Genomic DNA, 22893 nt, shown 5'->3' with positions numbered 1-22893 from the left:
CTCAATCGGGAGCCTTGCAGACGCCGGATTCGCACTTGATCAGCATCACCTTTCCGCTGGTACAGCGCACTGCGAACTCCTTCATTGCAGGTGTATTGAATGTGGGGGCCAGGAAGGGCTCCGAGGTGCAGCCTGCAGCCTTGGCAGCTTCCGCCGCTGCGGTCTTGACCGGTGCATCAGGATCGACAACCGCAGGAGCTGCCTGCACAGGCAGAGGGGCCAGGGCCCTGAGTGCTTCGCTGTATCTGGCGCTGGCATAGGCCCAGATGGTTGCGCGCGTGTTCTGCACATGCAGGCCGGAGTGGAAACCGAGCACGTCCGACCTGACAGTGGGCAGCCCGTACTTGCGGACCAGCCATTCCATATTGTTCAGCCCGACGGGCAGGCCGCCCGCGTAGGCAAGGGAATTGTCGCGCTGGGCATAGAAGCCTATAGACCGCTCCCAGAATACGCCCGCATCCCGGTAGGCCTCAAGGGATACATTGAGCTGTGCCATTGCCGGTGCCGCAAACTCGCCTGCATCCTGTCGAAAAGCCGCCACTGCCTTCGCCAGATCAAGGACCGCAATCTGGTAGTTGTTGTAGGAAGTACCTATGTCCAGACCTGCCTGCATGCCGCCGAAGGCACGCTTGAGCACGTCCACGTGCACCTGACGCTTGTCAGTCTCCGGGGTCGCAGCCGCTCCCATCGCTGCCTTCAGGCACTCCATGCGCTTGGCGGCGTCAGGAACCGCATTGCAGGCCTCGATCAACACCAGGGCGGGCTGTGCCGCCACATACAAGGGCAAGGCCATGGCTGCGAGCAGCCACCACTTCTTGTTCATTCGTTTCCCTACGGTTGACTGAAAAAATGGCCGGCGGGGACACCGCCTTGGCCATCCGTTCAAAATTGTACCGAGGCAAGCCATGGAACCATGCACTGACGCGCAGCACGCCTTGTCGCACAATCAGTCCATCCACCGGTACCTCTCAGCATCCCAAGCCCATGCCCGCCCAACTCCCCTGGCTGGAACCCCATGACCCCTTCCCCAGCCCGGAGAGCGCCTGGGGCCCCAACGATCCAGCGCCGGGCCTGCTGGCCGCCGGGGGCGCGCTGGATGTGAAGCACCTGCGTGCCGCCTACGGGCAGGGTACCTTTCCCTGGTTCAGCGAGGGCCAGCCCATCCTGTGGTGGGCGCCCGACCCGCGCATGGTGTTGCCGGTGGCCGAGTTCCGGCTGCACCGCTCGCTGCGCAAGACGCTGCAGAAGTTCGCGGCCGCCGGCGACCGCTGCGAAGTGCGTGTGGACAGCGCCTTCGGCCAGGTGATACGGGCCTGCTCATCCACCCCGCGCGAGGGCCAGGCGGGCACCTGGATCGTGCCGGACATGGTGCAGGCCTATGAGGCGCTGCACGCGGCGGGCTCGGCCCACAGCGTGGAGACCTGGGTCGATGGGCGGCTGGTGGGCGGGCTGTACTGCGTGGCGCTGGGCCGCGCGGTGTTTGGCGAGTCGATGTTTGCGCATGCGACCGATGCCTCCAAGATCGCGCTGGCGGCGCTGGTGGCCATCTGCCGCGTGCACGGCGTGGCGCTGATCGACTGCCAGCAGAACACGCGCCACCTGGCCTCGCTGGGGGCGCGCGAGATCCCGCGCAGCGAGTTCCTGCGCCAGATCGGCGTGGCACAAGGCCTTGCGGGCGGCGCTTGGCGTTTCGAGCCCGTATACTGGAACCAACTGCTGGCTCCTCATTCCACACCCCTGGCATGACGCAACTCAACGACCTGCCGCTGCAGACCCTGCAGTTCTATGCGACAGCGCCCTACCCGTGCAGCTACCTGCCGGACCGGCAGGCGCGTTCGCAGGTCGCCACGCCCAGCCACCTGATCCAGAGCGATGTCTACTCGGGCTTGGTGGCCACCGGGTTCCGGCGCAGTGGCATGTTCACCTACCGCCCCTATTGCGATGGCTGCCAGGCCTGCACCCCGCTTCGCGTGCGCGCGCAGGAGTTCCGACCCGACCGCAGCCAGCGCCGCGCCGCCGCGCAGCACGGCCAGCTGCAGGCGCGCGTGTTGCGGCTGTGCTTCATGCCCGAGCACTACCAGCTCTACCTGCGCTACCAGAACGGACGCCACGCGGGCGGCGGCATGGACCAGGACAGCATCGACCAGTACACGCAGTTCCTGCTGCAAAGCCGCGTGAACTCGCGGCTGGTGGAGTTCCGCGAGGTGGACGAGGCCACCGGCGAGCCCGGGGTGCTCAAGATGGTGTCCATCCTCGACGTGCTCAACGACGGCCTGTCGGCCGTCTACACCTTCTACGAGCCCGAGGCACGCGCCAGCTATGGCACCTACAACGTGGTCTGGCAGATCGAGCAGGCGCGCTCCATGGGCCTGCCCTATGTCTACCTGGGCTACTGGATCGAAGCCAGCCCCAAGATGAACTACAAGGCGCGTTTTCTGCCCCACGAGATCCGCCAGGGCAACGAATGGCGGCGGGTGGAGCAGCGTCTCCCAGGTGCCAGCGCCTGACAGGGGCTCCAAGGCACCCGATGGTGCCGTTGCATTTCACAAGGTAAGATGCGGTGATCAGAGGATGTTGTGGATATCCCTTACTCCACGCCATTCCCGCCGCCCATGAAAAAAATCGACCCTGGTATCCCGATCAAGCCCAGCGTTCAGGTGCTGGAGCGCATGTTCACGCTGATCGACGTGCTCGCCTCGCGCGAGGACGCCATCTCGCTCAAGGAGATCAGCGAGAAGACGGGGTTGCACCCGTCCACCACGCACCGCATCCTCAACGACCTGACCATCGGCCGCTTCGTGGACCGGCCCGAGTCGGGCAGCTACCGGCTGGGCATGCGCCTGCTGGAGCTGGGCAACCTGGTCAAGGCCCGCCTGAGCGTGCGCGACGCGGCGCTGGCCCCCATGCGCAACCTGCACAAGCTGATCCAGCAGCCGGTGAACCTGAGCATGCGCCAGGGCGACGAGATCGTGTACGTGGAGCGCGCCTACAGCGAGCGCTCGGGCATGCAGGTGGTGCGCGCCATCGGTGGCCGCGCGCCGCTGCACCTGACCTCCACCGGCAAGCTCTTCCTGGCCGTGGACGACCCCCAGCGCGTGCGCGCCTACGCCACCCGTACCGGGCTGGCCGGCCACACGCGCAACAGCATCACCCAGTTGCCCGTGCTGGAGCGCGAGCTGGCCAAGGCGCGCCAGTACGGTACGGCGCGCGACAACGAGGAGCTGGAGCTGGGCGTGCGCTGCATGGCCGCAGGCGTGTACGACGACCAGGCCAAGCTGGTGGCCGGCCTGTCCATCTCGGCCCCGGCCGACCGGCTGGACGAGGGCTGGATGGCCAAGCTGCAGGCCACGGCGCAGGAGATCTCGCTGGCACTGGGCTATGTGCCGGCCAAGGCGCCCATGTCGCCGCTGTCCTCCTCCGCGTCCCTGCACAGCAGCGAGAGCCTGCACACGCCGGTCGAATAGTGAGCGAGTGAGCGCAGGGGCCATGACCCCCTGCTGAAAACGACAAACCCCGGGAGCCTGCGCCACCGGGGTTTTTTCATGCCCTGGGCTTGCACCCCGGGAGCGGGATGCCAGGGCCCGCGGGGATCAGCCGTTGGAGTTGCTGTGCACCACCGTCTTCACAGGGCTGATGGCGGCAGGCATGGACTCGACCCAGTGGCGCACGCGCTCGGCATCGCCCAGGCGGCTGAACTTGCCGGCGGAATCCAGGAACACCATGATGAGCTTGCGGCCGGCCACCTGGGCCTGCATCACCAGGCAGCGCCCGGCTTCGGAGATGTAGCCGGTCTTTTGCAGGCCGATGTCCCAGGTGGGGTTCTTCACCAGGCCGTTGGTGTTGTTGAACTGCAGCGTGCGCGCGCCCAGGGCCAGCTCGTAGCCGGGCGAGGTGGAGAGCTCGCGCAGCACCGGGTCGCCATGGGCGACGTTGACCAGGGTGGCCAGGTCGCGGGCACTGCTCTGGTTGCGGCTGGACAGACCCGTGGGCTCGACGTACTTGGTGTCGGTCATGCCCAGCAGGCGGGCCTTGGCGTTCATCTGCGCGACGAAGACGTCCAGGCCACCCGGGTAGGTGCGGCCCAGGGCGTGGGCAGCGCGGTTTTCGCTGGACATCAGGGCCAGGTGCAGCATTTCACCGCGCGTGAGCGTGGAGCCCACGGTCAGGCGCGAGCGGCTGCCCTTTTCGGTGTCCACATCGTCCTGGGTGATGGTGAGCTGCTCGTCCATGGGCAGCTTGGCCTGGGAGATGATCATCCCGGTCATGAGCTTGGTGAGCGAGGCGATGGGCAGAACGGCGTGGTCGTTCTTGCTCAGCAGCACTTCATGGGTGTCCTGGTCGATCACCAGGGCCACGCTGGACTTGAGGTCCAGCGGGTCATTGACTTCGTGCAGGCCTGCCAGCTGGCCGAAGGACGGCTTGGCGGGCACGAAGGCCACGCGGGTCGCAGCCTTGGAGGTCTTGGCGCTGACGCGCACCGGCTTGGCAGCCACGGCGGCCTTGCGCGGGCCGACGGACTTCTTGGCGGTGGCCGATGCCACCTGCTTCTTGGCGGGCGCCTTCTTGCGCTCGTTGGCATGTGCCATGGGCGACGCAAGCGCCGCACTCACAACGACAAAGCCCAAAACTTTGAAAAGACGGTTCAATGCGGTGCGGCCATGGTGCATCAAAGTGCTCCAAAGGGTAAGAAGTGTGGGCCAGTGTACAGAATCAAAAAAAGTCGCGCAAGATCAAGACCTTGCGCGACTTTCCAAGAAAGTGAATGAATTATAAATTCAACGCTTAACCCTGTGCTGCCACTCGGTCAGCTTTACTTTGTAATTTGTTCAACGCGCTGAGGTAGGCCTTGGCTGACGCGACCACGATATCGGGGTCCGCGCCCGTTCCGTTGACCACGCGGCCGCTGTTCTGCAGGCGCACGGTGACCTCGCCCTGGCTCTCGGTGGAGCCGCTGATGGCGTTGACGGAATACAACACCATCTCGGCGCCGCTCTTGACGTGGGCCTCGATGGCCTTCAGGGATGCATCCACCGGGCCGTTGCCCACCGATTCGCCGCGCACTTCGTGCCCGTCCACGGTGAACACGATGCGCGCACGGGGCTGCTCGCCGGTCTCGCTCTGCTGGTACAGCGAGACAAAGCCGTACTGCTCCTTCTCTGCGGTCACGCTCTCGTCGCTGACCAGGGCCAGGATGTCTTCGTCGAAGATCTCGGCCTTGCGGTCGGCCAGCTCCTTGAAGCGGGTGAAGGCGGCGTTGATCTCGGTCTCGCTGTCCAGGCTCACGCCCAGTTCCTGCAGGCGCTGCTTGAAGGCGTTGCGGCCGCTGAGCTTGCCCAGCACGATCTTGTTGGCCGTCCAGCCCACGTCTTCGGCGCGCATGATCTCGTAGGTGTCGCGCGCCTTGAGCACACCGTCCTGGTGGATGCCGCTGGCGTGCGCGAAGGCGTTGGCGCCCACCACGGCCTTGTTGGGCTGCACGACGAAGCCGGTGGTCTGGCTGACCATGCGGCTGGCGGCCACGATGTGCTTGGCGTCGATGTTGAGGTCGAGGTTGAAGTAGTCGCGGCGCGTCTTGATGGCCATCACGACTTCTTCGAGCGAGCAGTTGCCGGCGCGCTCGCCCAGGCCGTTGATGGTGCACTCGATCTGGCGGGCACCGCCGATCTGCACGCCGGCCAGCGAGTTGGCCACGGCCATGCCCAGGTCGTTGTGGCAGTGCACGGACCAGATGGCCTTGTCGCTGTTGGGAATGCGTTCGCGCAGCGTCTTGATGAAGTTGCCGTACAGCTCGGGGATCGCGTAGCCCACGGTGTCGGGCACGTTGATGGTGGTGGCGCCCTCGGCGATCACCGCTTCGAGCACGCGGCACAGAAAGTCGGGGTCGCTGCGGTAGCCGTCTTCGGGGCTGAACTCAATGTCGGCCACGAGGTTGCGGGCAAAGCGCACCGACTGGCGCGCCTGCTCGAGCACCTGCTCGGGCGTCATGCGCAGCTTCTTTTCCATGTGCAGCGCCGAGGTGGCGATGAAGGTATGGATGCGCGCGCTGTTGGCGCCCTTGAGCGCCTCGGCCGCACGCGAGATGTCGCGGTCGTTGGCGCGCGAGAGCGAGCAGATGGTGGAGTCCTTGATGGCATTGGCAATGGACTGCACGGCCTCGAAGTCACCGTTGGAGCTGGCCGCGAAACCCGCTTCGATCACGTCCACCTTCAGGCGTTCGAGCTGGCGCGCGATGCGCAGTTTCTCGTCCCGGGTCATGGAGGCGCCGGGCGATTGCTCGCCGTCGCGCAAGGTGGTGTCGAAAATGATGAGTTTGTCGGCCATGGGGTTCTCCTGGTATTTGATGGTGGGGTGGTCCGCAACGCTGGAATTTCTGGCGCCCAAAGCAAAAGGCCCGCTGCGGGTGCATACGGGCCTTGGTGGAAAACGTGTGCGCGTGCGCCTACCGTCCGGGCCCGTGGGGAGCTAGCAGTAGGATCGCAATGGACAACGTGTTCATGCCTTGCAATGTAGCACAAAGCGCCAGCAGGCGCTCACTTGTGCAGGCCACGCTCGTCTGGTTCGTCCGTGGACGTGCTGATCACGCTGCTGTGTTGCCCCTTGGCCTTGCGCCAGGCGTAGACGGCGTAGCCGCTCAGCCCGTAGAACACGAACACGCTGAACAGCACGATGGGTGGGTGGATGTTGATGACGGCGATGCCCAGCGCGATCAGCACGATGGCGGCAAAGGGCACGCTCTTCTTCATCTGGATGTCCTTGAAGCTGTAGAACGGCACATTGGTCACCATGGTGAGCCCGGCATACAGCGTGAAGGCGAACATGGTCCAGCTGACCTGGTCCCAGCCGATCCACGCCTCGGCGCCGCGGCGCACGCCCAGTTCGGTCATGAGCCAGATGAAGCCGGCCACCAGCGCGGCGGCAGCGGGCGATGGCAGGCCCTGGAAATAGCGCTTGTCCACCACGCCGGTGTTCACGTTGAAGCGCGCCAGGCGCAAGGCCGCGCAAGCGCAGTAGACAAAGGCCGCGATCCAGCCCCAGCGCCCCAGGTCCTTGAGCGACCACTCATAGGCGATGAGCGCGGGCGCGGCGCCAAAGGACACCATGTCCGACAGCGAATCCATCTGCTCGCCGAAAGCGCTCTGCGTGTTGGTCATGCGCGCGACGCGCCCGTCCAGGCTGTCGAGCACCATGGCGCAGAACACTCCCACGGCCGCCTGATCGAAGCGCCCGTTCATGGCCATCACGACGGCGTAGAAGCCCCCGAACAGCGCCGCCAGCGTGAACAGATTGGGCAGGATGTAGATGCCTTTGCGCCGCTTGCGCACCATCACACCGGAGCCGTCGGCCAGGTCCTTGCCGTCATGCATCGAAAAAATCTCCATCGCCAGGCCAGCCGGCGTGAACAGCTATCAAAATTATAGTAATTGGCACCTGCACGCACAGCGCGCGGCACCCCTCCCGGGAGCGCGTGCACGCTCCAGACCAAAGGCGCAGTGTAGCTGCACCCAGGCACCCCGGACGAAGGCCGCCTGTCAACAATTCATGACCGGTGCGCCGCGCGCCGCCGGCCTCAGGGCACCTGGCCTGGCGCCACAACGAAAAAAGGCCACCGAAGTGGCCTTTTTGGGGATCGACCGTGCGCGCGAGGCGCACGGCTCGCCGATCAGTTGCGGGTCTGGTCGACCAGCTTGTTCTTGGCGATCCAGGGCATCATGGCGCGCAGCTTGCCACCCACCACTTCGATGCTGTGGTCGGCGGTGTTGCGGCGGCGGGCCGTCATGCTCGGATAGTTCAGGCGGCCTTCCTGGATGAACATCTTGGCGTAGTCGCCGTTCTGGATGCGCTTCAGGGCATTGCGCATGGCGGCGCGCGACTGCTCGTTGATCACTTCAGGACCGGTCACGTACTCGCCGAACTCGGCGTTGTTCGAGATCGAGTAGTTCATGTTGGCGATGCCGCCTTCGTAGATCAGGTCCACGATGAGCTTGAGCTCGTGCAGGCATTCGAAGTAGGCCATTTCAGGGGCGTAGCCGGCTTCGACCAGGGTTTCGTAACCCATCTTGATCAGCTCGACGGCACCGCCGCACAGCACGGCCTGCTCGCCGAACAGGTCGGTCTCGGTTTCTTCCTTGAAGTTGGTCTCGATGATGCCGGCCTTGCCGCCACCGTTGGCCATGGCGTAGGACAGGGCCAGGTCACGGGCCTTGCCGGACTTGTCCTGGTGCACGGCCACCAGGTGGGGCACGCCGCCGCCTTGGGCGTAGGTGCTGCGCACGGTGTGGCCAGGGGCCTTGGGGGCGACCATCCACACATCCAGATCGGCGCGGGGCACGACCTGGTTGTAGTGCACGTTGAAGCCGTGGGCGAAGGCCAGCGAAGCGCCTTGCTTGATGTTGGGGGCCACGTTGTTGTTGTAGACCTCGGCGATCTGCTCGTCGGGCAGCAGGATCATGACCACGTCGGCAGCCTTGACTGCGTCGTTCACTTCCAGCACGTTCAGGCCGGCCTTGCCGACCTTGTCCCACGAGGCGCCGCCCTTGCGCAGGCCGACCACGACCTTCACGCCGCTGTCGTTCAGGTTCTGTGCATGGGCGTGGCCCTGCGAGCCGTAGCCGATGATGGCAACGGTCTTGCCCTTGATCAGGCTCAGGTCACAGTCTTTGTCGTAGAAAACTTTCATGGGTCGCTCCGGTTGAAATGCGTTGTTTGGGGGTTGAAATTCGAGAAAACGGGGTGGATTGTCTTACACCCGGAGAATTCGCTCGCCGCGGCCGATGCCACTGGCACCAGTGCGCACGGTTTCCAGGATGGCCGTGCGGTCGATGGCCTGCAGGAAGGCGTCGTTCTTGGATTGGTCGCCGGTGAGCTCGATGGTGTAGCTCTTCTCGGTCACGTCGATGATGCGGCCGCGGAAGATGTCGGCCATGCGCTTCATCTCCTCGCGCTCCTTGCCCACGGCGCGCACCTTCACCATCATGAGCTCGCGCTCGGTGTAGGCACCTTCGGTGAGGTCGACGACCTTGACCACCTCGATGAGGCGGTTCAGGTGCTTGGTGATCTGCTCGATCACATCGTCGGAGCCCGTGGTCTGGATCGTCATGCGCGAGAGCGATGGATCCTCGGTGGGCGCCACGGTGAGCGACTCGATGTTGTAGCCACGGGCAGAGAACAGGCCCACGACGCGCGACAGCGCGCCGGCTTCGTTCTCCAGCAAAACGGCAATGATGTGCTTCATGATGAGAGATTCCTCTTTTCGCTGCCCTCCCCTGCGCACGGTAATGCGCAGGCTCGGCAGGCAATAGATTCGTCAAAAGGGTGCTATCAGGCTGATAGCGGTGGATTGGCCTGCAGCAACCGGTGCACGGTGGCTGCAGGCCGCAGCGGGAGCCGATGGTCTGTGTTTACAGGTCCTCGGAGCCCAGCAGCATTTCGGTGATGCCCTTGCCGGCCTGCACCATCGGGAACACGTTCTCGGTGGGGTCGGTACGGAAGTCCATGAACACCGTGCGGTCCTTGAGCTTGCGTGCTTCGCGCAGCGCAGGCTCCACGTCCTTGGGGTGCTCGATCAGCATGCCCACGTGGCCATAGGCCTCGGCCAGCTTCACGAAGTTGGGCAGCGCATCCATGTAGCTGTGGCTGTAGCGGCCCGAATACTCGATCTCCTGCCACTGGCGCACCATGCCCAGGTAGCGGTTGTTCAGCGAGCAGATCTTGATCGGCGTGTTGTACTGCAGGCAGGTCGACAGCTCCTGGATGTTCATCTGCACCGAGCCTTCGCCGGTGATGCAGAACACTTCGGATTGCGGCTTGGCCAGCTTGATGCCCATGGCGTAGGGGATGCCCACGCCCATGGTGCCCAGGCCGCCGGAGTTGATCCAGCGGCGCGGCTCATCGAAGCGGTAGTACTGGGCTGCCCACATCTGGTGCTGGCCCACGTCGGACGTGATGTAGGTGTCAGCGTCCTTGGTCATGTTCCACAGCGTCTCCACCACGTACTGGGGCTTGATGACGTCGGGGCCGCCCATGTCGTACTTCAGGCAGTCGCGCTTGCGCCAGCCTTCGATGGTGTCCCACCAGGCGGCCAGGGCACCGGCGTCGGGGCGGGTGCTGCTCTCGCGGATCATGGAGATCAGCTCGGTGAGCACGTCCTTCACGTCGCCGACGATCGGGATGTCGACCTTCACGCGCTTGGAGATGCTCGACGGGTCGATGTCCACGTGGATGATCTTGCGGTCGTTCTGCGCGAAGTGCTTGGGGTTGCCGATCACGCGGTCGTCAAAGCGCGCGCCCACGGCCAGCAGCACGTCGCAGTTCTGCATGGCGTTGTTGGCTTCGATGGTGCCGTGCATGCCCAGCATGCCCAGGAACTTGCGGTCGGATGCAGGGTAGGCACCCAGGCCCATCAGCGTGTTGGTGACCGGGTAGCCCAGCATGTCCACCAGGGTGCGCAGCTCGTTGGTGGCATTGCCCAGCAGCACGCCGCCGCCGGTGTAGATATAGGGGCGCTTGGCGGCCAGCAGCAGTTGCAGGGCCTTGCGGATCTGGCCGCTGTGGCCCTTGCGCACGGGGTTGTACGAGCGCATTTCCACGCTCTGGGGGTAGCCGGTGTAGGCGGCCTTCTTGAAGGACACGTCCTTCGGAATGTCCACCACCACGGGGCCGGGGCGGCCGGTGCGGGCGATGTGGAAGGCCTTCTTGAGCGTGGCGGCCAGGTCGCGCGGGTCCTTGACCAGGAAGTTGTGCTTGACGATGGGGCGCGTGATGCCCACGGTGTCGCATTCCTGGAAGGCGTCCAGCCCGATCGCGGGCGTGGGCACCTGGCCGGAGATGATCACCATGGGGATGGAGTCCATGTACGCCGTGGCGATGCCGGTGACCGCATTGGTCAGGCCGGGGCCCGAGGTGACCAGGGCCACACCGACTTCACCGGTGGCGCGGGCATAGCCGTCGGCGGCGTGCACGGCCGCCTGCTCGTGGCGCACCAGCACGTGCTGGATGGTCTCTTGCTTGTACAGCGCGTCGTAGATGTACAGAACGGCGCCGCCGGGGTAGCCCCAGATGTACTGGACGTTCTCGGCCTGGAGCGACTTGACCAGGATCTCGGAACCCATGAGGTCCTGGGAGGGGGAAGAGTGGGTGTTGCCCTGCGCAGCAGCGGCTGCCGAAGTGATCTCGGCCTTGGAGATTTCCATGATGATCAACCTTTGTGAATTTCTCTGACGAAAAACCTTGGGTGCTCCTTGCCTGGGCTCTTGTGAAGCCAGCGTGGAACTTGAGGCCAAGGACATGAGCGGGATGATTGCCCGCCGGACCGTGACCCGTTTGCCTTTTGAATTGCAGGCCCGATTATCGCACTGCAACACGCGCAAATGCACACCATGCCTAAAAAAACACGCAGGGATGCGATAATCGATGGTTCCGGCCCTCTGTGGAGGGCTTTGGCACCTGTTGTTGGAGCGCCGCACTGGCGTGCACCAATAGCGTCCCATCCCGGGCTGACCCGTCTTGGCAACCGAACAAGAACTCTCCGATTTCCTCAAAAGTGTAGAAAAGCGCGCCTACAAGCGCTCGCTCTACCATGTCCGCAATGAGGAAGCGGCCCTGGACATCGTGCAGGACAGCATGCTCAAGCTGGCCGAACACTATGGGGACAAGCCCGCCTCCGAGCTGCCCATGCTGTTCCAGCGCATCCTGTCGAACAGCACTTTGGACTGGTTTCGGCGCCAGAAGACGCGCAATGCACTGTTTTCGAGCATGAGCGACTTCGAAGGCCCGGGCGAAGATGGCATGGATTTTGATTTGCTGGAGGCGTACTCCGGCCCCGACGATGGGGACAAGGCCGAGAGTGCCGAAGACCTGACCCGCCGGGCCCAGATTTTTCGGAGCATCGAGGCAGAAATAGAAGAATTGCCAGCACGTCAACGGGAAGCCTTCCTCATGCGTTACTGGGAAGAAATGGATGTATCAGAAACGGCAGCCGCGATGGGTTGTTCGGAAGGCAGTGTGAAAACGCACTGTTTTCGTGCCATACAAACCCTGAGCAAGGCACTGAAAGCCAAAGGAATCGAACTGTGAACACCGCCCCTACCCCCTCCCAGGAAGCTGCAGCAGAGCGTTTTGCCCGCCGCGTATCGGCCAGGCTGACGGACGGCTCGCAGGATCTGCCCTATGACATCTCCGAGCGCCTGCGCGCCTCGCGCATGCAGGCCCTGGCCCGCCGCAAGGTGCTGGCCCCGGTGCGCGCCCCAGCCCGGGCCAGTGCCCCGGTGGTGCTGGCCGGCGGCTCTTCGGCCAGCCTGGGCGCCGGCGGCGGCGAAGGCAACACCTGGTGGAACGCCCTGGTGTCGGCCGTGCCGCTGATCGCCCTGGTGGTGGGCCTGTTCTTCATCAGCACGGTGCAGGACGAGTTCGGCGCCAACGAGATCGCCGAGGTCGATGCCGCCCTGCTGACCGACGAGTTGCCTCCAGAAGCCTACTCCGACCCGGGATTTGTCCAGTTCCTCAAGACGGCAGCGCAGAATCACTGATTTGGCACACTGCCTGATGCATGCATAACGGAATTCCCGACGCCTCCCCACCATTGCCAGCCATCGTGCTGGCTTTGGTGCTTCTGGGCGCGCTGACCGCCACGGCCGTGACGGTCGTGCAACAGGTGGGCATGGCGCCCGCCACCCTGCTGCCCTCCGCCGCCACGCGCCCCACGCCGACGGCTGCCACCGCCCTGCGCCCCCCCGCCAGCGCCGCCACCGCCTTGCCCTCCGAAGGCCTGGCCGAAGTGGCCGCCGGCCCGGGCTGGGAAACCCTGAACACCCGGCAAAAGCTGGCGCTGTACCCCCTGGCCGAGCGCTGGGCGCAGATCAGCGAGGTACAAAAACGCCGCTGGCTGGCGCTGGCGGTGAACTTTCCGGAGCTGCCCGAGGAGGAACAGGCCAAGCTGCACAGCCGCATGACCGAATGGGCCAGCCTGAGCGCCCAGCAGCGCAGCCAGGCGCGCCTGAACTACGCCAGCACCAACCGCCTGGCCGGCGACAACAAGCTCGCCCAGTGGGAGGCCTACCAGGCCCTGACGGAGGAAGAACGCCAGTTGCTGGCCGCCACCGCCCCGCCCAAACCCCAGGGTGCCGCCACCGCCTTGCGGCCTGTGTCGCCACGCAAGCTGGTGCAGGTGCCGGCCGCCACCCAGGCCAACCCGCTGCGGCCCAATGCGCCCAAGATTCCCCCGGTGACCGAGCACACGCCCCGCGTGGCCATGCCGGTTCCCGTCCCAGCGACGCCGGCATCCGGCGCCCCCGCCCCGGGGCCTGCCGCCCCCACAGTGGTGGAAACCGCGCCCGTGACCGTGCCCAGCGCGGTCCCCTCGGCCCTGCCTCCCCTGGCGCCCGAAGGCAGCGATCCGGCCGCCCCAGCCGCCCCGCCCAGCGCCGACAATTCCGGCCTGTACCCCAACAACTGACGGCGCGGCCTGCGCTGCGCCCGTCCTCTGATCCTGCCGCCCGGAATGTCTGCACCATCCACCTCCAGCACACCGCCCGCAGAGACGCCCCCGCCAGACACGTTGCCCGCCGCCACCCCCAGCCTCATGCGCCGCATGGCCTGCTGGCTGTACGAGGGCATGCTGATGTTCGGCGTGGTGTTCATCGCCGGCTACCTGTTCGGCAGCCTGAGCCAGCAGCGCCACGCGCTGGACCACCGGCATGCGCTGCAGGCCTTCCTGTTCGTGGTGTTCGGGATCTACTTCACCTGGTTCTGGGCCAAGGGCCAGACCCTGGCCATGAAGACCTGGAACATCCGCGTGGTGGACCGCGCAGGCCACCCCATCAGCCAGCCGCGCGCCCTGCTGCGCTATGTGCTCAGCTGGCTGTGGTTCCTGCCGCCGCTGGCCGCCGTGGCACCGTTCGGGCTCTCGGGCGGCGAGACCCTGGTCATCGTCGTCGGCTGGGTCGCCGTCTGGGCCATCCTTGCGCGCTTCCATCCGGCGCAGCAGTTCTGGCACGATGCGCTGGCCGGCACGCGGCTGGTGCATTTCGAGCACCGCAAGAAGTAACCCAACCAACACCCCGGGCAGGAACGGCCTCACCAGTCTTAAGCCCGGCGTCACAACCCTGCGCGACAATCGCGGTTTTTGCTCCCCTATGTCCACCCCCCAGCCCACCGCCCCCGCCAATCCCCAGAAGGCCCGCACGGGGCTCAACCGCATCTGGCACGCGGCCGGCTATTCGCTGGAAGGCCTGCGCGCCGGCTGGGGCGAAAAGGCCTTCCGCCAGGAAGCCATCGCCGCCATCGTGCTGCTGCCCGCCTCGCTGTGGCTGGGCAAGAGCTGGGTGGAGGTGGCGCTGCTGGCCGGCTCGGTGGTGATCGTGATGATTGTCGAGCTGCTCAACACCGGCATCGAGACCGCCATCGACCGCATCGGCCCCGAGTGGCACGACCTGTCCAAGCGCGCCAAGGACATGGGCAGTGCCGCCGTGCTGCTGGCCCTGCTGCTGTGCATCGGCATCTGGGGGGGCGCCATTTTCCAGAGGATCGCGCATGGCTGATAACGCACCGGCTTTCTCCATCTGTGTCTACTGTGGCTCGCGCCCCGGTGAAGACGCCGCCTACACCCAGGCCGCCACGGCCGTGGGCGAGTGGATCGGCGCGCACGGCGGGCAACTGGTCTACGGCGGCGGGCGCAGCGGCCTCATGGGCACGGTGGCCGAAGCCACACGCCGGGCCGGCGGGCGCGTGGTGGGCATCATCCCCCAGGCCCTGGTGGACAAGGAACTGGCCAACCGGGCCTGCGACGAACTGCACATCGTGCAGACCATGCACGAACGCAAGGCCATGATGGCCGAGCGCAGCGACGCCTTCATCGCCCTGCCCGGCGGCATCGGCACCTTTGAGGAACTGTTCGAGGTCTGGACCTGGCGCCAGCTGGGCTACCACGACAAGCCCCTGGGCCTGCTCAACGTGGCCGGCTACTACGACGGCCTGCTGGCCTTCCTGAACCACAGCGTGGCCAGCGGCTTCATGGGCGAATGGCAGATGGGCCTGCTGCACGCCGGCACCGACACCCCCACCCTGCTCCAGACACTGGTAGAGCAAGCCGGCCACAATGCGAGCCAGATTCCACTGCGCTCGGTGATCTGAGCGCATGTGGCCGCGCCTTGTGCGCGGCCAGCCGCTTTTCCGGGCGGCGCACAGCCCGGAAAAGCGGCATCAAACCGCAGCGTCGTCCAGATCGCCGGTGCGGATGCGCACCACGCGCTCCACGGCGGTCACGAAGATCTTGCCATCGCCGATCTTGCCGGTGCGCGCCACGTTGACGATGGCGTCCACACAGCGGTCCACGTCCTCGGACTTGACGACGACCTCGACCTTCACCTTGGGAAGGAAGTCCACCACGTACTCGGCGCCACGGTAGAGCTCGGTATGGCCTTTCTGGCGGCCGAAGCCCTTGACTTCGGTCACGGTCAGGCCGGTCACGCCGCACTCGGCCAGGGCTTCGCGGACTTCTTCGAGCTTGAAAGGCTTGATGACGGCGGTGATCATTTTCATGGTGGCTCTCCTGGGGGATAGGGAAAAGTAAAAAAACTAGATGCTGGCCTGCGCCCGCGATACGGTATCAATTTCTCTCAGCACTCAAACAAGATCGCCACTGGTAGAACTCCCGCAGCCAAGGCCAGGGCTGCCGCGCAAGGGCCGCCAAGCTGCGTATGCAGCGCTTCGCTTGCGTGCGCTGGCAGCGTCCCCCTTCCCGAATTGCACAGCAATTCGAGAGAAGGGGGAAGGCGCGAAGCGCCTCAGGGGGATGGTCATGCTCAAGCTCTGAAACTGTTGGTGATAGGGTAACGCCAATCCTTGCCGAAGCTGCGGCGTGTGACGCGAATCCCCACGGGCGCCTGCTGGCGCTTGTACTCGTTGATCTTGATGAGCCGGGTCACGCGCTCCACATCGGCGCGCGCGAAGCCGGCGGCGATGATGGATTCGATGGGCTCGTCGTTCTCCATGTAGCGCGCGACGATGGCGTCCAGCACGTCGTAGGGCGGCAGGCTGTCCTGGTCCTTCTGGTCGGGGCGCAGCTCGGCACTCGGCGGGCGGGTGATGATGCGCTCGGGGATGGGGCTGGCGCCCGTGCCATAGGGGTCGTTTTCATTGCGCCAGCGGCACAGCGCGAACACGGTGGTCTTGGCCACGTCCTTGATGACGGCGAAGCCGCCGGCCATGTCGCCGTACAGCGTGCAGTAGCCCGTCGACATTTCGCTCTTGTTGCCCGTGGTCAGCACGATGGAGCCGAACTTGTTGGACAGGGCCATGAGCAAGGTGCCGCGGATGCGCGCCTGCAGGTTCTCTTCGGTCGTGTCCTCGGCCAGGCCCGCGAAGTCGCTGGCCAGCGCGGCCTTGAAGGCCTCGAACTGGGGTTGGATGGAAATCTCGTCGTAGCGCACGCCCAGGCGGGCCGCCATGTCGCGCGCGTCGATCCAGCTGATGTCGGCGGTGTACGGCGAAGGCATCATCACCGCGCGCACCTTGTCCGCGCCCAGCGCATCGACGGCAATCGCCAGCACCAGGGCCGAGTCGATGCCGCCCGACAGGCCCAGCAGCACGCCGGGAAAGCGGTTCTTGCCCACATAGTCGCGCACGCCCAGCACCAGGGTGTCCCACAGGTCGGCCTCGGCGCTGCGCAGCGGGGCGATGTCGCCCTTAAGCACCAGCGGGGCAGCGCCGTTGCCGGACTCCACCTGCACGTTGAACAGCACCTCCTCAAAGCCCGGGGCGCGCGCCGTCACAGCGCCATCGGCGCCCAGGGCGAAGGAACGGCCTTCGAACACCACCTCGTCCTGCCCGCCCACCAGGTGGGCGTAGACCAGGGGCAGACCCGTTTCCTTGACGCGCTCGCGCATGGTGTCCTCGCGCTCGGCGCTCTTGCCCAGGTGGAAGGGCGAGGCATTGATCACCGCCAGCAGCTGCGCGCCGGCCGCTGCCGCGTCGCGCGCAGGGCCGGCAAACCAGGCGTCTTCGCAGACCAGCACGCCCACGCGCACACCGGCCACCTCAAACACACAGGGCGCCTGCCCGGCCACGAAGTAGCGGCGCTCGTCGAACACCTGGTAGTTGGGCAGCTCGCGCTTGGCGTAGGTCTGCTCGACCACGCCGTCGCGCAGCACGCTGGCGGCATTGAAGCAGGCGCTGAAGGCCGGGGCATCGGCGCGCACGGCCTGTGGATGCCCGATCACGATGGCCAGGCCTTTCAACCCCGCAGTCTCACGGGCCACGGTTTTCACGGCATCATCGCAGGCGGCGATGAAGGCCGGGCGAAGGAACAGGTCCTCCGCCGCATAGCCGCACACCGCCAGCTCGGGCGTGAGCAGCAACTGCGCTCCCCGGGCATGGGCCTCGCGCGCTGCGGCAATGATCTTCTGCGCATTGCCGGGCATGTCGCCCACCACGAAATTGAGCTGCGCTGTGCAAATGGAGAGCGTCATGGAACTGGAAGAGGCCACCAAGGCCGGGTTGAAGACAACCGCCGATGCAGGCCCACAGGGCATACATGGCTGAATCGGACATTATCGCCCGCGTGCTGGCCTCTCCGCAGGAGGTGGACGCCAATGCCTGGAACAGCCTGCTGGCTTTGCAAAGCCACCCCACGCCCTTTCTGCGCCATGAATACCTCGCGGCCCTGCACGAGAGCGGCAGCGCCACGCCCAAGCGCGGCTGGACACCCCGCTTCATGACGCTGTGGGAGGGCGATGCACTGATCGCCGCCTGCCCGCTGTACCTCAAGAGCCATTCGTACGGCGAGTACGTCTTCGACTGGGCCTGGGCCAACGCCTACGAGCAGCATGGCGTGCCCTACTACCCCAAGGCCACCATCGCCGTGCCCTTCACGCCCGTGCCCGGCACCCGGCTGCTGGCGCGCGATGAAGAGGCCCGCACCCTGCTGGTGCAAGCCGTCTGCCAGTGGTGCGAAAGCCAGGGTGTCTCGTCCGTGCATGTGCTGTTTGCCAGCAGCGACGATGTGAAGACCAGTGTCGATGAAGGCCTGATGCTGCGCCACACGGTTCAATTCCATTGGAAGAACGTGGCCCCCACGCTCGGCACTGGCGTGTCTTCGCTGCCCCCCGAGGGGGCTCTCGCCGCCTTGGGGCGGCCCGGCGCCGGCTCGGCACCTCCTTCAGCCACCGCCGAGGACGCTCCGGCCCGCTACACGAACTTCGACGATTTCCTCGCCAGCCTGGCCCAGGACAAGCGCAAGAAAATCCGCCAGGAGCGCCGCCGCGTGGCCGAGGCCGGCGTCACCTTCCGCTGGTCGCGCGGCGCGGACATCAGCACGGCAGACTGGGATTTCTTCTACCGCTGCTACGAGCGCACCTACCTCGAGCACGGCAACCCGCCCTACCTCACGCGCGACTTCTTCACGCGCATGGCCGCCACCCTGCCCGAGGCCTGGCTGCTGTTCATCGCCGAAAAAGACGGCCACTCCATTGCCAGCAGCCTGATCGCACTGGGCGACCATGGTGACGATGGCCTGGTGGCTTACGGCCGCTATTGGGGCGCACTGGAGCGCGTGGACTGCCTGCATTTCGAGGCCTGCTACTACCAGCCGCTGCAGTGGTGCATCGCCCACGGCGCGGCGCGCTTCGAGGGCGGCGCCCAGGGCGAGCACAAGATGGCCCGCGCCCTGCTGCCCGTGCAGGCCACCAGCGCCCACTGGATCGCCCACCCGGCGTTTGCCGAGGCGGTGGAGCGCTTTCTGGAGCGCGAAGGCCAGGGGGTGGAAGGCTATCTGGAGGAACTGCAGGGGCGCAGTCCGTTCAGGCAGGGGTAGTGCCTGCCCCATCCATTCCAGCGACGGCAGACTGCTCCCGCACAAAATCCACAAACGCTCTCAGCGGCGCTGGCAGGTAACGCCGGCCGGGATAGTAGAGAAACGGCCCGGTGAAAGGCCGCGCCCAGTCTTCCAGCACGGGCACCAGCGCCCCGCTGTCGATGTGGGGCTGCAGCCAGCCTTCGAACATGTGGATGATGCCGCAGCCCGCGCGTGCCACCTCCACCGCCAGGTCCACCCCACCCGCGATGCGCACGATCAAAGGGCCGGACGGGTCCACGACCACCACCTCGCCGGCGCGCTCGAATTCCCAACTGGCCATGGAACCGCTGGCGAAGCGGCCGCGCAGGCAGGCGTGCTGCATCAGGTCGCGCGGGTGCGCTGGACGGCCGCGCGCGGCCAGGTAGGCGGGTGACGCGGCCGTGGCCATGCGCTGCCAGCGCGGGCCGATGGGGATGGCGATCATGTCCTGCTCCAGCCGTTCGTCGTAGCGGATGCCAGCATCGCAGCCCTCGGCCAGGATATCGACGAAGCTCTCCTCGACCACCACGTCGAGCCGGATCTCGGGATAGGCCGCAAGGAAGGGCGGCACGATGGCGGGCAGCACCAGGCGCGCGGCGCTGGCGGGCACGTTCAGGCGCAGGGTGCCGGCCGGCCGGTCGCGAAAGCCGTTGACCACATCGAGCGCGGCCTCGACCTCGCCCAGTGCGGGCCCTAGCCGCTCGAGCAGGCGCGCCCCGGCCTCGGTGGGCGCAACGCTGCGCGTGGTGCGGTGCAGCAGGCGCACACCCAGGCGCGCTTCGAGCCGGCGCACGGCCTCGCTCAGGCCCGAGGCGCTGCTGGTGCCGCCACTGCCGCGCGCGGCTTCGCGAAAGCCACCGCTGCGCGCAACGGCCAGGAAGGCGGCCAGATCACCCAACTGCTCGGCCATGGTGCATACCTCCGCGTGATTGTTCTGAATTCAGCACAACCCGTGCACATTCACCCGGCTTATCGTACACGCCATGCCTGCCTACAGTGGACCCATCGATCCATTCATTGCAAGGAGATTTCCATGACAGCCATCGACCAGGCCGGCACCTATGCGCTCGGCCAACGCACCGTGAAGCGCCTGGGCTACGGCGCCATGCAGCTGGCCGGCCCTGGCGTGTTCGGCCCGCCCAAGGACCGCGCCGCCGCCGTGGCCGTGTTGCGTGCCGCGGTGGAAAGCGGTGTGGACCACATCGACACCAGCGACTTCTACGGCCCGCACGTGACCAACCAGATCATCAAGGAGGCGCTGCACCCCTACCGCGATGGCCTGACCCTCGTGACCAAGGTGGGCGCTCGGCGCGGCGACGATGCCTCGTGGCTGCCCGCCTTCTCGAAGGCGGAACTCACGCAGGCCGTGCACGACAACCTGCGCCACCTGGGCCTCGATGTGCTGGACGTGGTGAACCTGCGCGCCATGTTCAGCGTGCACGGCCCGGCCGAAGGCTCGCTGGAAGAGCCGCTGACGGCGCTGGCCGAGCTGCAGCGCCAGGGCCTCGTCCGCCACATCGGGCTGAGCAATGTGACGGCGCGCCAGGTGCAGGACGGGCGCCGGATCACCCCCATCGTCTGCGTGCAGAACCTGTACAACCTGGCCCACCGCGAGGACGAGGCCTTGCTCGCACAACTGGCAGCCGAAGGCACGGCCTATGTGCCCTTCTTCCCGCTGGGCGGCTTCACGCCATTGCAGTCGGACGCCCTGTCGGCCGTGGCCGTTCAGCTGGACGCCACGCCCATGCAAGTGGCGCTGGCCTGGCTGCTGCAGCGCTCACCCAATATCCTGTTGATCCCGGGCACCTCGTCGGTCACGCACCTGCAGCAGAACATGGCATCGGCCCGGCTGGTATTGCCAGCCGATGCCGTGGCACGGCTGGATGCCATCTAAGTGACCGCGGGCCAGCGCACCAAAAAGACCCACAAAAGCACCAAATTGAGGCAATAGGCCATAAAAGACCCATTTTGGTGCATCACTGCGCATTCAACAGGCTGAAGCGGCTTCGAGAGCTCAGAAGCTCTCCCATTCATCATCGGACGCCGTCGTCGCTGCCGCCCGCGGTGCAGCAGCCGGCGCCTTGGCGGACACCGGTGCCGTGAGCTTGCGTGGCGCCGCGCTGGCCACCGGCGGACGGGTGGCCGGTGAAGCCACCGGCTTCGCAGGGGCGGGACGGGGCGCTGCCGCGGCCTGAACGGGCGGTGCGTCGGCCGACAGCTTGAACACCTCCACGGCCCCGACCAGGGCCTGGGCCTGGTGGCTCAGGCTGCCGGCTGCGGCGGCCATTTCTTCGACCAGGGCGGCATTCTGCTGCGTGACCTGGTCCATCTGCGTGACGGCATCCCCCACCTGGGAGACGCCCTGGCTCTGCTCGGTGCTGGCGGCGCTGATCTCGCCCATGATGTCGGTCACGCGGCGGATCGAGGCCACCACCTCGGTCATGGTCGCGCCTGCTTTGTCCACCAGGGTCGTGCCCTGCTCCACGCGCTCGACGCTTGCATGGATCAGGCTCTTGATCTCCTTGGCCGCATCCGCGCTGCGGCCGGCCAGGCTGCGCACCTCGCTGGCCACCACGGCAAAGCCGCGGCCTTGCTCGCCCGCGCGGGCCGCCTCCACCGCCGCGTTGAGCGCCAGGATGTTGGTCTGGAAGGCGATGCCGTCGATGACACCGATGATGTCGGAAATCTTCTTGCTGCTGTCGTTGATGCCCTTCATGGTCTCGACCACTTCGGACACCACGTCGCCGCCCTGCACGGCCACGGTGGAGGCGCTCATCGCCAGTTGGTTGGCCTGGCGCGCGTTGTCGGCGTTCTGCCGCACGGTGGAACTCAGCTCCTCCATGGACGCTGCCGTCTGCTGCAGTGCGCTGGCCTGCTCTTCCGTGCGGATGGACAGGTCGTGGTTGCCTGAGGCGATCTCGGCGCTGGCCGACGCCACGCCCTGCGCATTGCCGCGCACGCCCGACACGACCTGGGCCAGGTTGTCGCGCATGGCGGTCAGGCCGGTGAGCAGGTAGGCGATCTCGTCGCGCCCCTGCGCCTGGATGGGCACGGTGAGGTCGCCACGCGACACAGCATCGGTGATGTCCACCGCGTTGCCCAGCGAACGCGAGATCTGGCGGATCATCGAGCCGCCCACCAGCACGGCCAGCAGCACGCCCAGCACCACGGCCGCCACGGTCACGGCCCAGATGGTCTGGTAGCTGGCCGCGGCGCGGTCGTACTCCATCTTGGCCTGGTCGAGCTGCACCTGCATGAGCTGGCCCAGCACTTCCTGCAGCGGGTCCATGGCCGGGTACAGGTCCTTGGCGGCAAAAGTGGTCAGCGCGCTGGCATCGCCCCCGCGGAACAGGCCCACCAGGGTTTCGGTCGCGGCATCCGCCTTGGCCTGCAGGGGCTTGAAGCGGTCCACCAGCGTCTTTTCCTCGGGCGCCAGCTTGGTGGCCAGGTAGGCGCTCCAGTTGGTGTCGATGGCCTTGCGGGCATCGGCCACCGACTGCAGGCCCTGCGCAGCAGTCATGCCGCCGTCGCGCACCTTGTGCGCCGCGTCGACCACGTTGACCGCGTACATGTCGGCCACGATCTTGATCTGCTTGAGGGGCACCACCCGGTCGTCGTACACCGATTTGAGCCCGGCGTTGGACTGCCCCATTCCAAACAGACCTGCCCCACCGACCAGCAGGACAAGGCAGCACAACACACCGAGAAGCCCCGCCAGGCGGGTAGAAATCTTGAATCGATTCATGGCCTGTCTCCCGAAGTAACGAACTGTAAACACAGTTCTGCAAGATTCAAGCCAATGCCCGCGATGCCCTCTCAGGTTTCGTTCGGTGGTGTGGGCGCAGGGGGCCGCTGCATGGCCCGCCTGCATTCACAAGCACGAATCAGAAGCTTTCCCATTCATCATCCCCGCCTCCAGCCGCCTTGGGCGCCGGGCTGGGTGCCGCGGCCGGTGCCGCCGCCTTCACTGGAGCCTTGGGTGCTGCCAGCCGGCTGGCCACAGGCGCCTTCACCGCCGCCCGCGCCGCTGGCGCCGCCATGGCCACCGGCTTGCGCACCGCCGGGGC

General features: G+C 66.2%; 22 protein-coding genes and 1 pseudogene. 11 read left to right on the top strand and 12 right to left on the bottom strand.

What is annotated here, in order from left to right:
* Window position 1 precedes the first annotated feature (1 nt).
* Window positions 2-823 (bottom strand): hypothetical protein, encoded by an 822-nt coding sequence (locus HNP48_RS25780; protein WP_184862556.1) that lies wholly within the window; start codon window positions 821-823, stop codon window positions 2-4.
* 161 nt (window positions 824-984) lie between these two features.
* On the opposite strand from HNP48_RS25780, the gene aat reads away from it, so the two are divergent.
* The 3 genes from aat (at window position 985) to HNP48_RS25765 (ending at window position 3464) form a co-directional block, all read left to right on the top strand.
* A complete protein-coding gene (gene aat, locus HNP48_RS25775; RefSeq protein WP_184862554.1) occupies window positions 985-1746 on the top strand; it encodes a leucyl/phenylalanyl-tRNA--protein transferase in 762 nt (253 codons plus the stop codon).
* Complete coding sequence (locus HNP48_RS25770; RefSeq protein ID WP_184862553.1) at window positions 1743-2507, top strand: arginyltransferase; 765 nt, start codon at window positions 1743-1745, stop codon at window positions 2505-2507. The genes aat and HNP48_RS25770 overlap by 4 nt, the downstream gene beginning before the upstream one ends.
* 105 nt (window positions 2508-2612) lie before the next feature.
* Window positions 2613-3464 carry an IclR family transcriptional regulator gene (locus HNP48_RS25765; protein ID WP_184862550.1) on the top strand — a complete coding sequence of 284 codons (852 nt, stop codon included), beginning with the start codon at window positions 2613-2615 and terminating at the stop codon, window positions 3462-3464.
* 126 nt (window positions 3465-3590) lie between these two features.
* On the opposite strand, the gene pbpG is transcribed toward HNP48_RS25765, so the two are convergent.
* From pbpG to HNP48_RS25735, 6 genes are all read right to left on the bottom strand, one after another.
* On the bottom strand, window positions 3591-4667 hold the full coding sequence (gene pbpG, locus HNP48_RS25760; protein ID WP_184862548.1) for a D-alanyl-D-alanine endopeptidase: 1077 nt from the start codon (window positions 4665-4667) through the stop codon (window positions 3591-3593).
* Window positions 4668-4782: 115 nt separating this feature from the next.
* On the bottom strand, window positions 4783-6321 hold the full coding sequence (locus HNP48_RS25755; RefSeq protein WP_184862546.1) for a 2-isopropylmalate synthase: 1539 nt from the start codon (window positions 6319-6321) through the stop codon (window positions 4783-4785).
* Window positions 6322-6530: 209 nt separating this feature from the next.
* Window positions 6531-7364, bottom strand: a complete 834-nt coding sequence (pssA, locus tag HNP48_RS25750) for a CDP-diacylglycerol--serine O-phosphatidyltransferase (protein ID WP_184862544.1) — start codon at window positions 7362-7364, stop codon at window positions 6531-6533.
* A 296-nt stretch (window positions 7365-7660) separates the two neighbouring features.
* Entirely contained in the window at window positions 7661-8677 is a 1017-nt protein-coding gene (gene ilvC, locus HNP48_RS25745; RefSeq protein WP_184862542.1) for a ketol-acid reductoisomerase, read from the bottom strand.
* Between the two features lie 63 nt (window positions 8678-8740).
* Window positions 8741-9232, bottom strand: coding sequence for an acetolactate synthase small subunit (ilvN, locus tag HNP48_RS25740; RefSeq protein WP_184862540.1), 492 nt, complete (start codon window positions 9230-9232; stop codon window positions 8741-8743).
* Between the two features lie 166 nt (window positions 9233-9398).
* A complete protein-coding gene (locus tag HNP48_RS25735; RefSeq protein WP_184862538.1) occupies window positions 9399-11189 on the bottom strand; it encodes an acetolactate synthase 3 catalytic subunit in 1791 nt (596 codons plus the stop codon).
* 313 nt (window positions 11190-11502) lie between these two features.
* Between HNP48_RS25735 and HNP48_RS25730 the strand changes: the two genes are divergently transcribed.
* The 6 genes from HNP48_RS25730 (at window position 11503) to HNP48_RS25705 (ending at window position 15126) form a co-directional block, all read left to right on the top strand.
* On the top strand, window positions 11503-12072 hold the full coding sequence (locus HNP48_RS25730) for an RNA polymerase sigma factor (RefSeq protein WP_184862536.1): 570 nt from the start codon (window positions 11503-11505) through the stop codon (window positions 12070-12072).
* Window positions 12069-12524: a DUF3619 family protein gene (locus tag HNP48_RS25725; RefSeq protein WP_184862534.1), complete on the top strand. Its 456-nt coding sequence runs from the start codon at window positions 12069-12071 to the stop codon at window positions 12522-12524. The genes HNP48_RS25730 and HNP48_RS25725 overlap by 4 nt, the downstream gene beginning before the upstream one ends.
* A gap of 20 nt (window positions 12525-12544) precedes the next feature.
* Window positions 12545-13450: a DUF3106 domain-containing protein gene (locus tag HNP48_RS25720; protein WP_184862532.1), complete on the top strand. Its 906-nt coding sequence runs from the start codon at window positions 12545-12547 to the stop codon at window positions 13448-13450.
* A 45-nt stretch (window positions 13451-13495) separates the two neighbouring features.
* Window positions 13496-14041: an RDD family protein gene (locus HNP48_RS25715; RefSeq protein ID WP_260420390.1), complete on the top strand. Its 546-nt coding sequence runs from the start codon at window positions 13496-13498 to the stop codon at window positions 14039-14041.
* A gap of 88 nt (window positions 14042-14129) precedes the next feature.
* Window positions 14130-14534 carry a diacylglycerol kinase gene (locus tag HNP48_RS25710; RefSeq protein WP_184862530.1) on the top strand — a complete coding sequence of 135 codons (405 nt, stop codon included), beginning with the start codon at window positions 14130-14132 and terminating at the stop codon, window positions 14532-14534.
* Complete coding sequence (locus tag HNP48_RS25705) at window positions 14527-15126, top strand: TIGR00730 family Rossman fold protein (RefSeq protein WP_184862528.1); 600 nt, start codon at window positions 14527-14529, stop codon at window positions 15124-15126. The genes HNP48_RS25710 and HNP48_RS25705 overlap by 8 nt, the downstream gene beginning before the upstream one ends.
* Before the next feature lie 69 nt (window positions 15127-15195).
* Here HNP48_RS25705 and HNP48_RS25700 read toward each other — a convergent pair whose 3' ends face one another.
* Both HNP48_RS25700 and HNP48_RS25695 read right to left on the bottom strand, forming a co-directional pair.
* Window positions 15196-15534, bottom strand: a complete 339-nt coding sequence (locus HNP48_RS25700) for a P-II family nitrogen regulator (protein WP_124514797.1) — start codon at window positions 15532-15534, stop codon at window positions 15196-15198.
* A 263-nt stretch (window positions 15535-15797) separates the two neighbouring features.
* Window positions 15798-17462, bottom strand: coding sequence for an NAD+ synthase (locus tag HNP48_RS25695; RefSeq protein ID WP_184862526.1), 1665 nt, complete (start codon window positions 17460-17462; stop codon window positions 15798-15800).
* 65 nt (window positions 17463-17527) lie between these two features.
* Here HNP48_RS25695 and HNP48_RS25690 point away from each other — a divergent pair, with 65 nt between their 5' ends.
* Entirely contained in the window at window positions 17528-18805 is a 1278-nt protein-coding gene (locus tag HNP48_RS25690; protein ID WP_184862524.1) for a GNAT family N-acetyltransferase, read from the top strand.
* Here HNP48_RS25690 and HNP48_RS25685 read toward each other — a convergent pair.
* Window positions 18792-19736 (bottom strand): LysR family transcriptional regulator, encoded by a 945-nt coding sequence (locus HNP48_RS25685; RefSeq protein WP_184862522.1) that lies wholly within the window; start codon window positions 19734-19736, stop codon window positions 18792-18794. The two genes, HNP48_RS25690 and HNP48_RS25685, sit on opposite strands and share 14 nt — an antisense overlap.
* Before the next feature lie 123 nt (window positions 19737-19859).
* On the opposite strand from HNP48_RS25685, the gene HNP48_RS25680 reads away from it, so the two are divergent.
* Entirely contained in the window at window positions 19860-20720 is an 861-nt protein-coding gene (locus HNP48_RS25680) for an aldo/keto reductase family oxidoreductase (RefSeq protein WP_184862520.1), read from the top strand.
* Between the two features lie 120 nt (window positions 20721-20840).
* Here HNP48_RS25680 and HNP48_RS25675 read toward each other — a convergent pair whose 3' ends face one another.
* Window positions 20841-22571, bottom strand: a complete 1731-nt coding sequence (locus HNP48_RS25675) for a methyl-accepting chemotaxis protein (RefSeq protein ID WP_184862518.1) — start codon at window positions 22569-22571, stop codon at window positions 20841-20843.
* A 139-nt stretch (window positions 22572-22710) separates the two neighbouring features.
* Window positions 22711-22893: pseudogene (locus tag HNP48_RS35210) on the bottom strand (methyl-accepting chemotaxis protein); the annotation flags it as partial.

This window comes from Acidovorax soli (assembly GCF_014207955.1).
Lineage (GTDB): Bacteria > Pseudomonadota > Gammaproteobacteria > Burkholderiales > Burkholderiaceae_C > Acidovorax > Acidovorax soli_A.
Note: the sequence above shows the minus strand (reverse complement) of the source record. Positions and strands in the feature narration are given on the sequence as shown.

Excerpts from the sequence above, each read along its gene's own strand:
- HNP48_RS25780 (WP_184862556.1), bottom strand. The coding sequence starts at position 823 with ATGAACAAGAAGTGGTGGCTGCTCGCAGCCATGGCCTTGCCCTTGTAT.
- aat (WP_184862554.1), top strand. The coding sequence starts at position 985 with ATGCCCGCCCAACTCCCCTGGCTGGAACCCCATGACCCCTTCCCCAGC.
- HNP48_RS25770 (WP_184862553.1), top strand. The coding sequence starts at position 1,743 with ATGACGCAACTCAACGACCTGCCGCTGCAGACCCTGCAGTTCTATGCG.
- HNP48_RS25765 (WP_184862550.1), top strand. The coding sequence starts at position 2,613 with ATGAAAAAAATCGACCCTGGTATCCCGATCAAGCCCAGCGTTCAGGTG.
- pbpG (WP_184862548.1), bottom strand. The coding sequence starts at position 4,667 with ATGCACCATGGCCGCACCGCATTGAACCGTCTTTTCAAAGTTTTGGGC.
- HNP48_RS25755 (WP_184862546.1), bottom strand. The coding sequence starts at position 6,321 with ATGGCCGACAAACTCATCATTTTCGACACCACCTTGCGCGACGGCGAG.
- pssA (WP_184862544.1), bottom strand. The coding sequence starts at position 7,364 with ATGCATGACGGCAAGGACCTGGCCGACGGCTCCGGTGTGATGGTGCGC.
- ilvC (WP_184862542.1), bottom strand. The coding sequence starts at position 8,677 with ATGAAAGTTTTCTACGACAAAGACTGTGACCTGAGCCTGATCAAGGGC.
- ilvN (WP_184862540.1), bottom strand. The coding sequence starts at position 9,232 with ATGAAGCACATCATTGCCGTTTTGCTGGAGAACGAAGCCGGCGCGCTG.
- HNP48_RS25735 (WP_184862538.1), bottom strand. The coding sequence starts at position 11,189 with ATGGAAATCTCCAAGGCCGAGATCACTTCGGCAGCCGCTGCTGCGCAG.
- HNP48_RS25720 (WP_184862532.1), top strand. The coding sequence starts at position 12,545 with ATGCATAACGGAATTCCCGACGCCTCCCCACCATTGCCAGCCATCGTG.
- HNP48_RS25715 (WP_260420390.1), top strand. The coding sequence starts at position 13,496 with ATGTCTGCACCATCCACCTCCAGCACACCGCCCGCAGAGACGCCCCCG.
- HNP48_RS25710 (WP_184862530.1), top strand. The coding sequence starts at position 14,130 with ATGTCCACCCCCCAGCCCACCGCCCCCGCCAATCCCCAGAAGGCCCGC.
- HNP48_RS25705 (WP_184862528.1), top strand. The coding sequence starts at position 14,527 with ATGGCTGATAACGCACCGGCTTTCTCCATCTGTGTCTACTGTGGCTCG.
- HNP48_RS25700 (WP_124514797.1), bottom strand. The coding sequence starts at position 15,534 with ATGAAAATGATCACCGCCGTCATCAAGCCTTTCAAGCTCGAAGAAGTC.
- HNP48_RS25695 (WP_184862526.1), bottom strand. The coding sequence starts at position 17,462 with ATGACGCTCTCCATTTGCACAGCGCAGCTCAATTTCGTGGTGGGCGAC.
- HNP48_RS25690 (WP_184862524.1), top strand. The coding sequence starts at position 17,528 with ATGGCTGAATCGGACATTATCGCCCGCGTGCTGGCCTCTCCGCAGGAG.
- HNP48_RS25685 (WP_184862522.1), bottom strand. The coding sequence starts at position 19,736 with ATGGCCGAGCAGTTGGGTGATCTGGCCGCCTTCCTGGCCGTTGCGCGC.
- HNP48_RS25680 (WP_184862520.1), top strand. The coding sequence starts at position 19,860 with ATGACAGCCATCGACCAGGCCGGCACCTATGCGCTCGGCCAACGCACC.
- HNP48_RS25675 (WP_184862518.1), bottom strand. The coding sequence starts at position 22,571 with ATGAATCGATTCAAGATTTCTACCCGCCTGGCGGGGCTTCTCGGTGTG.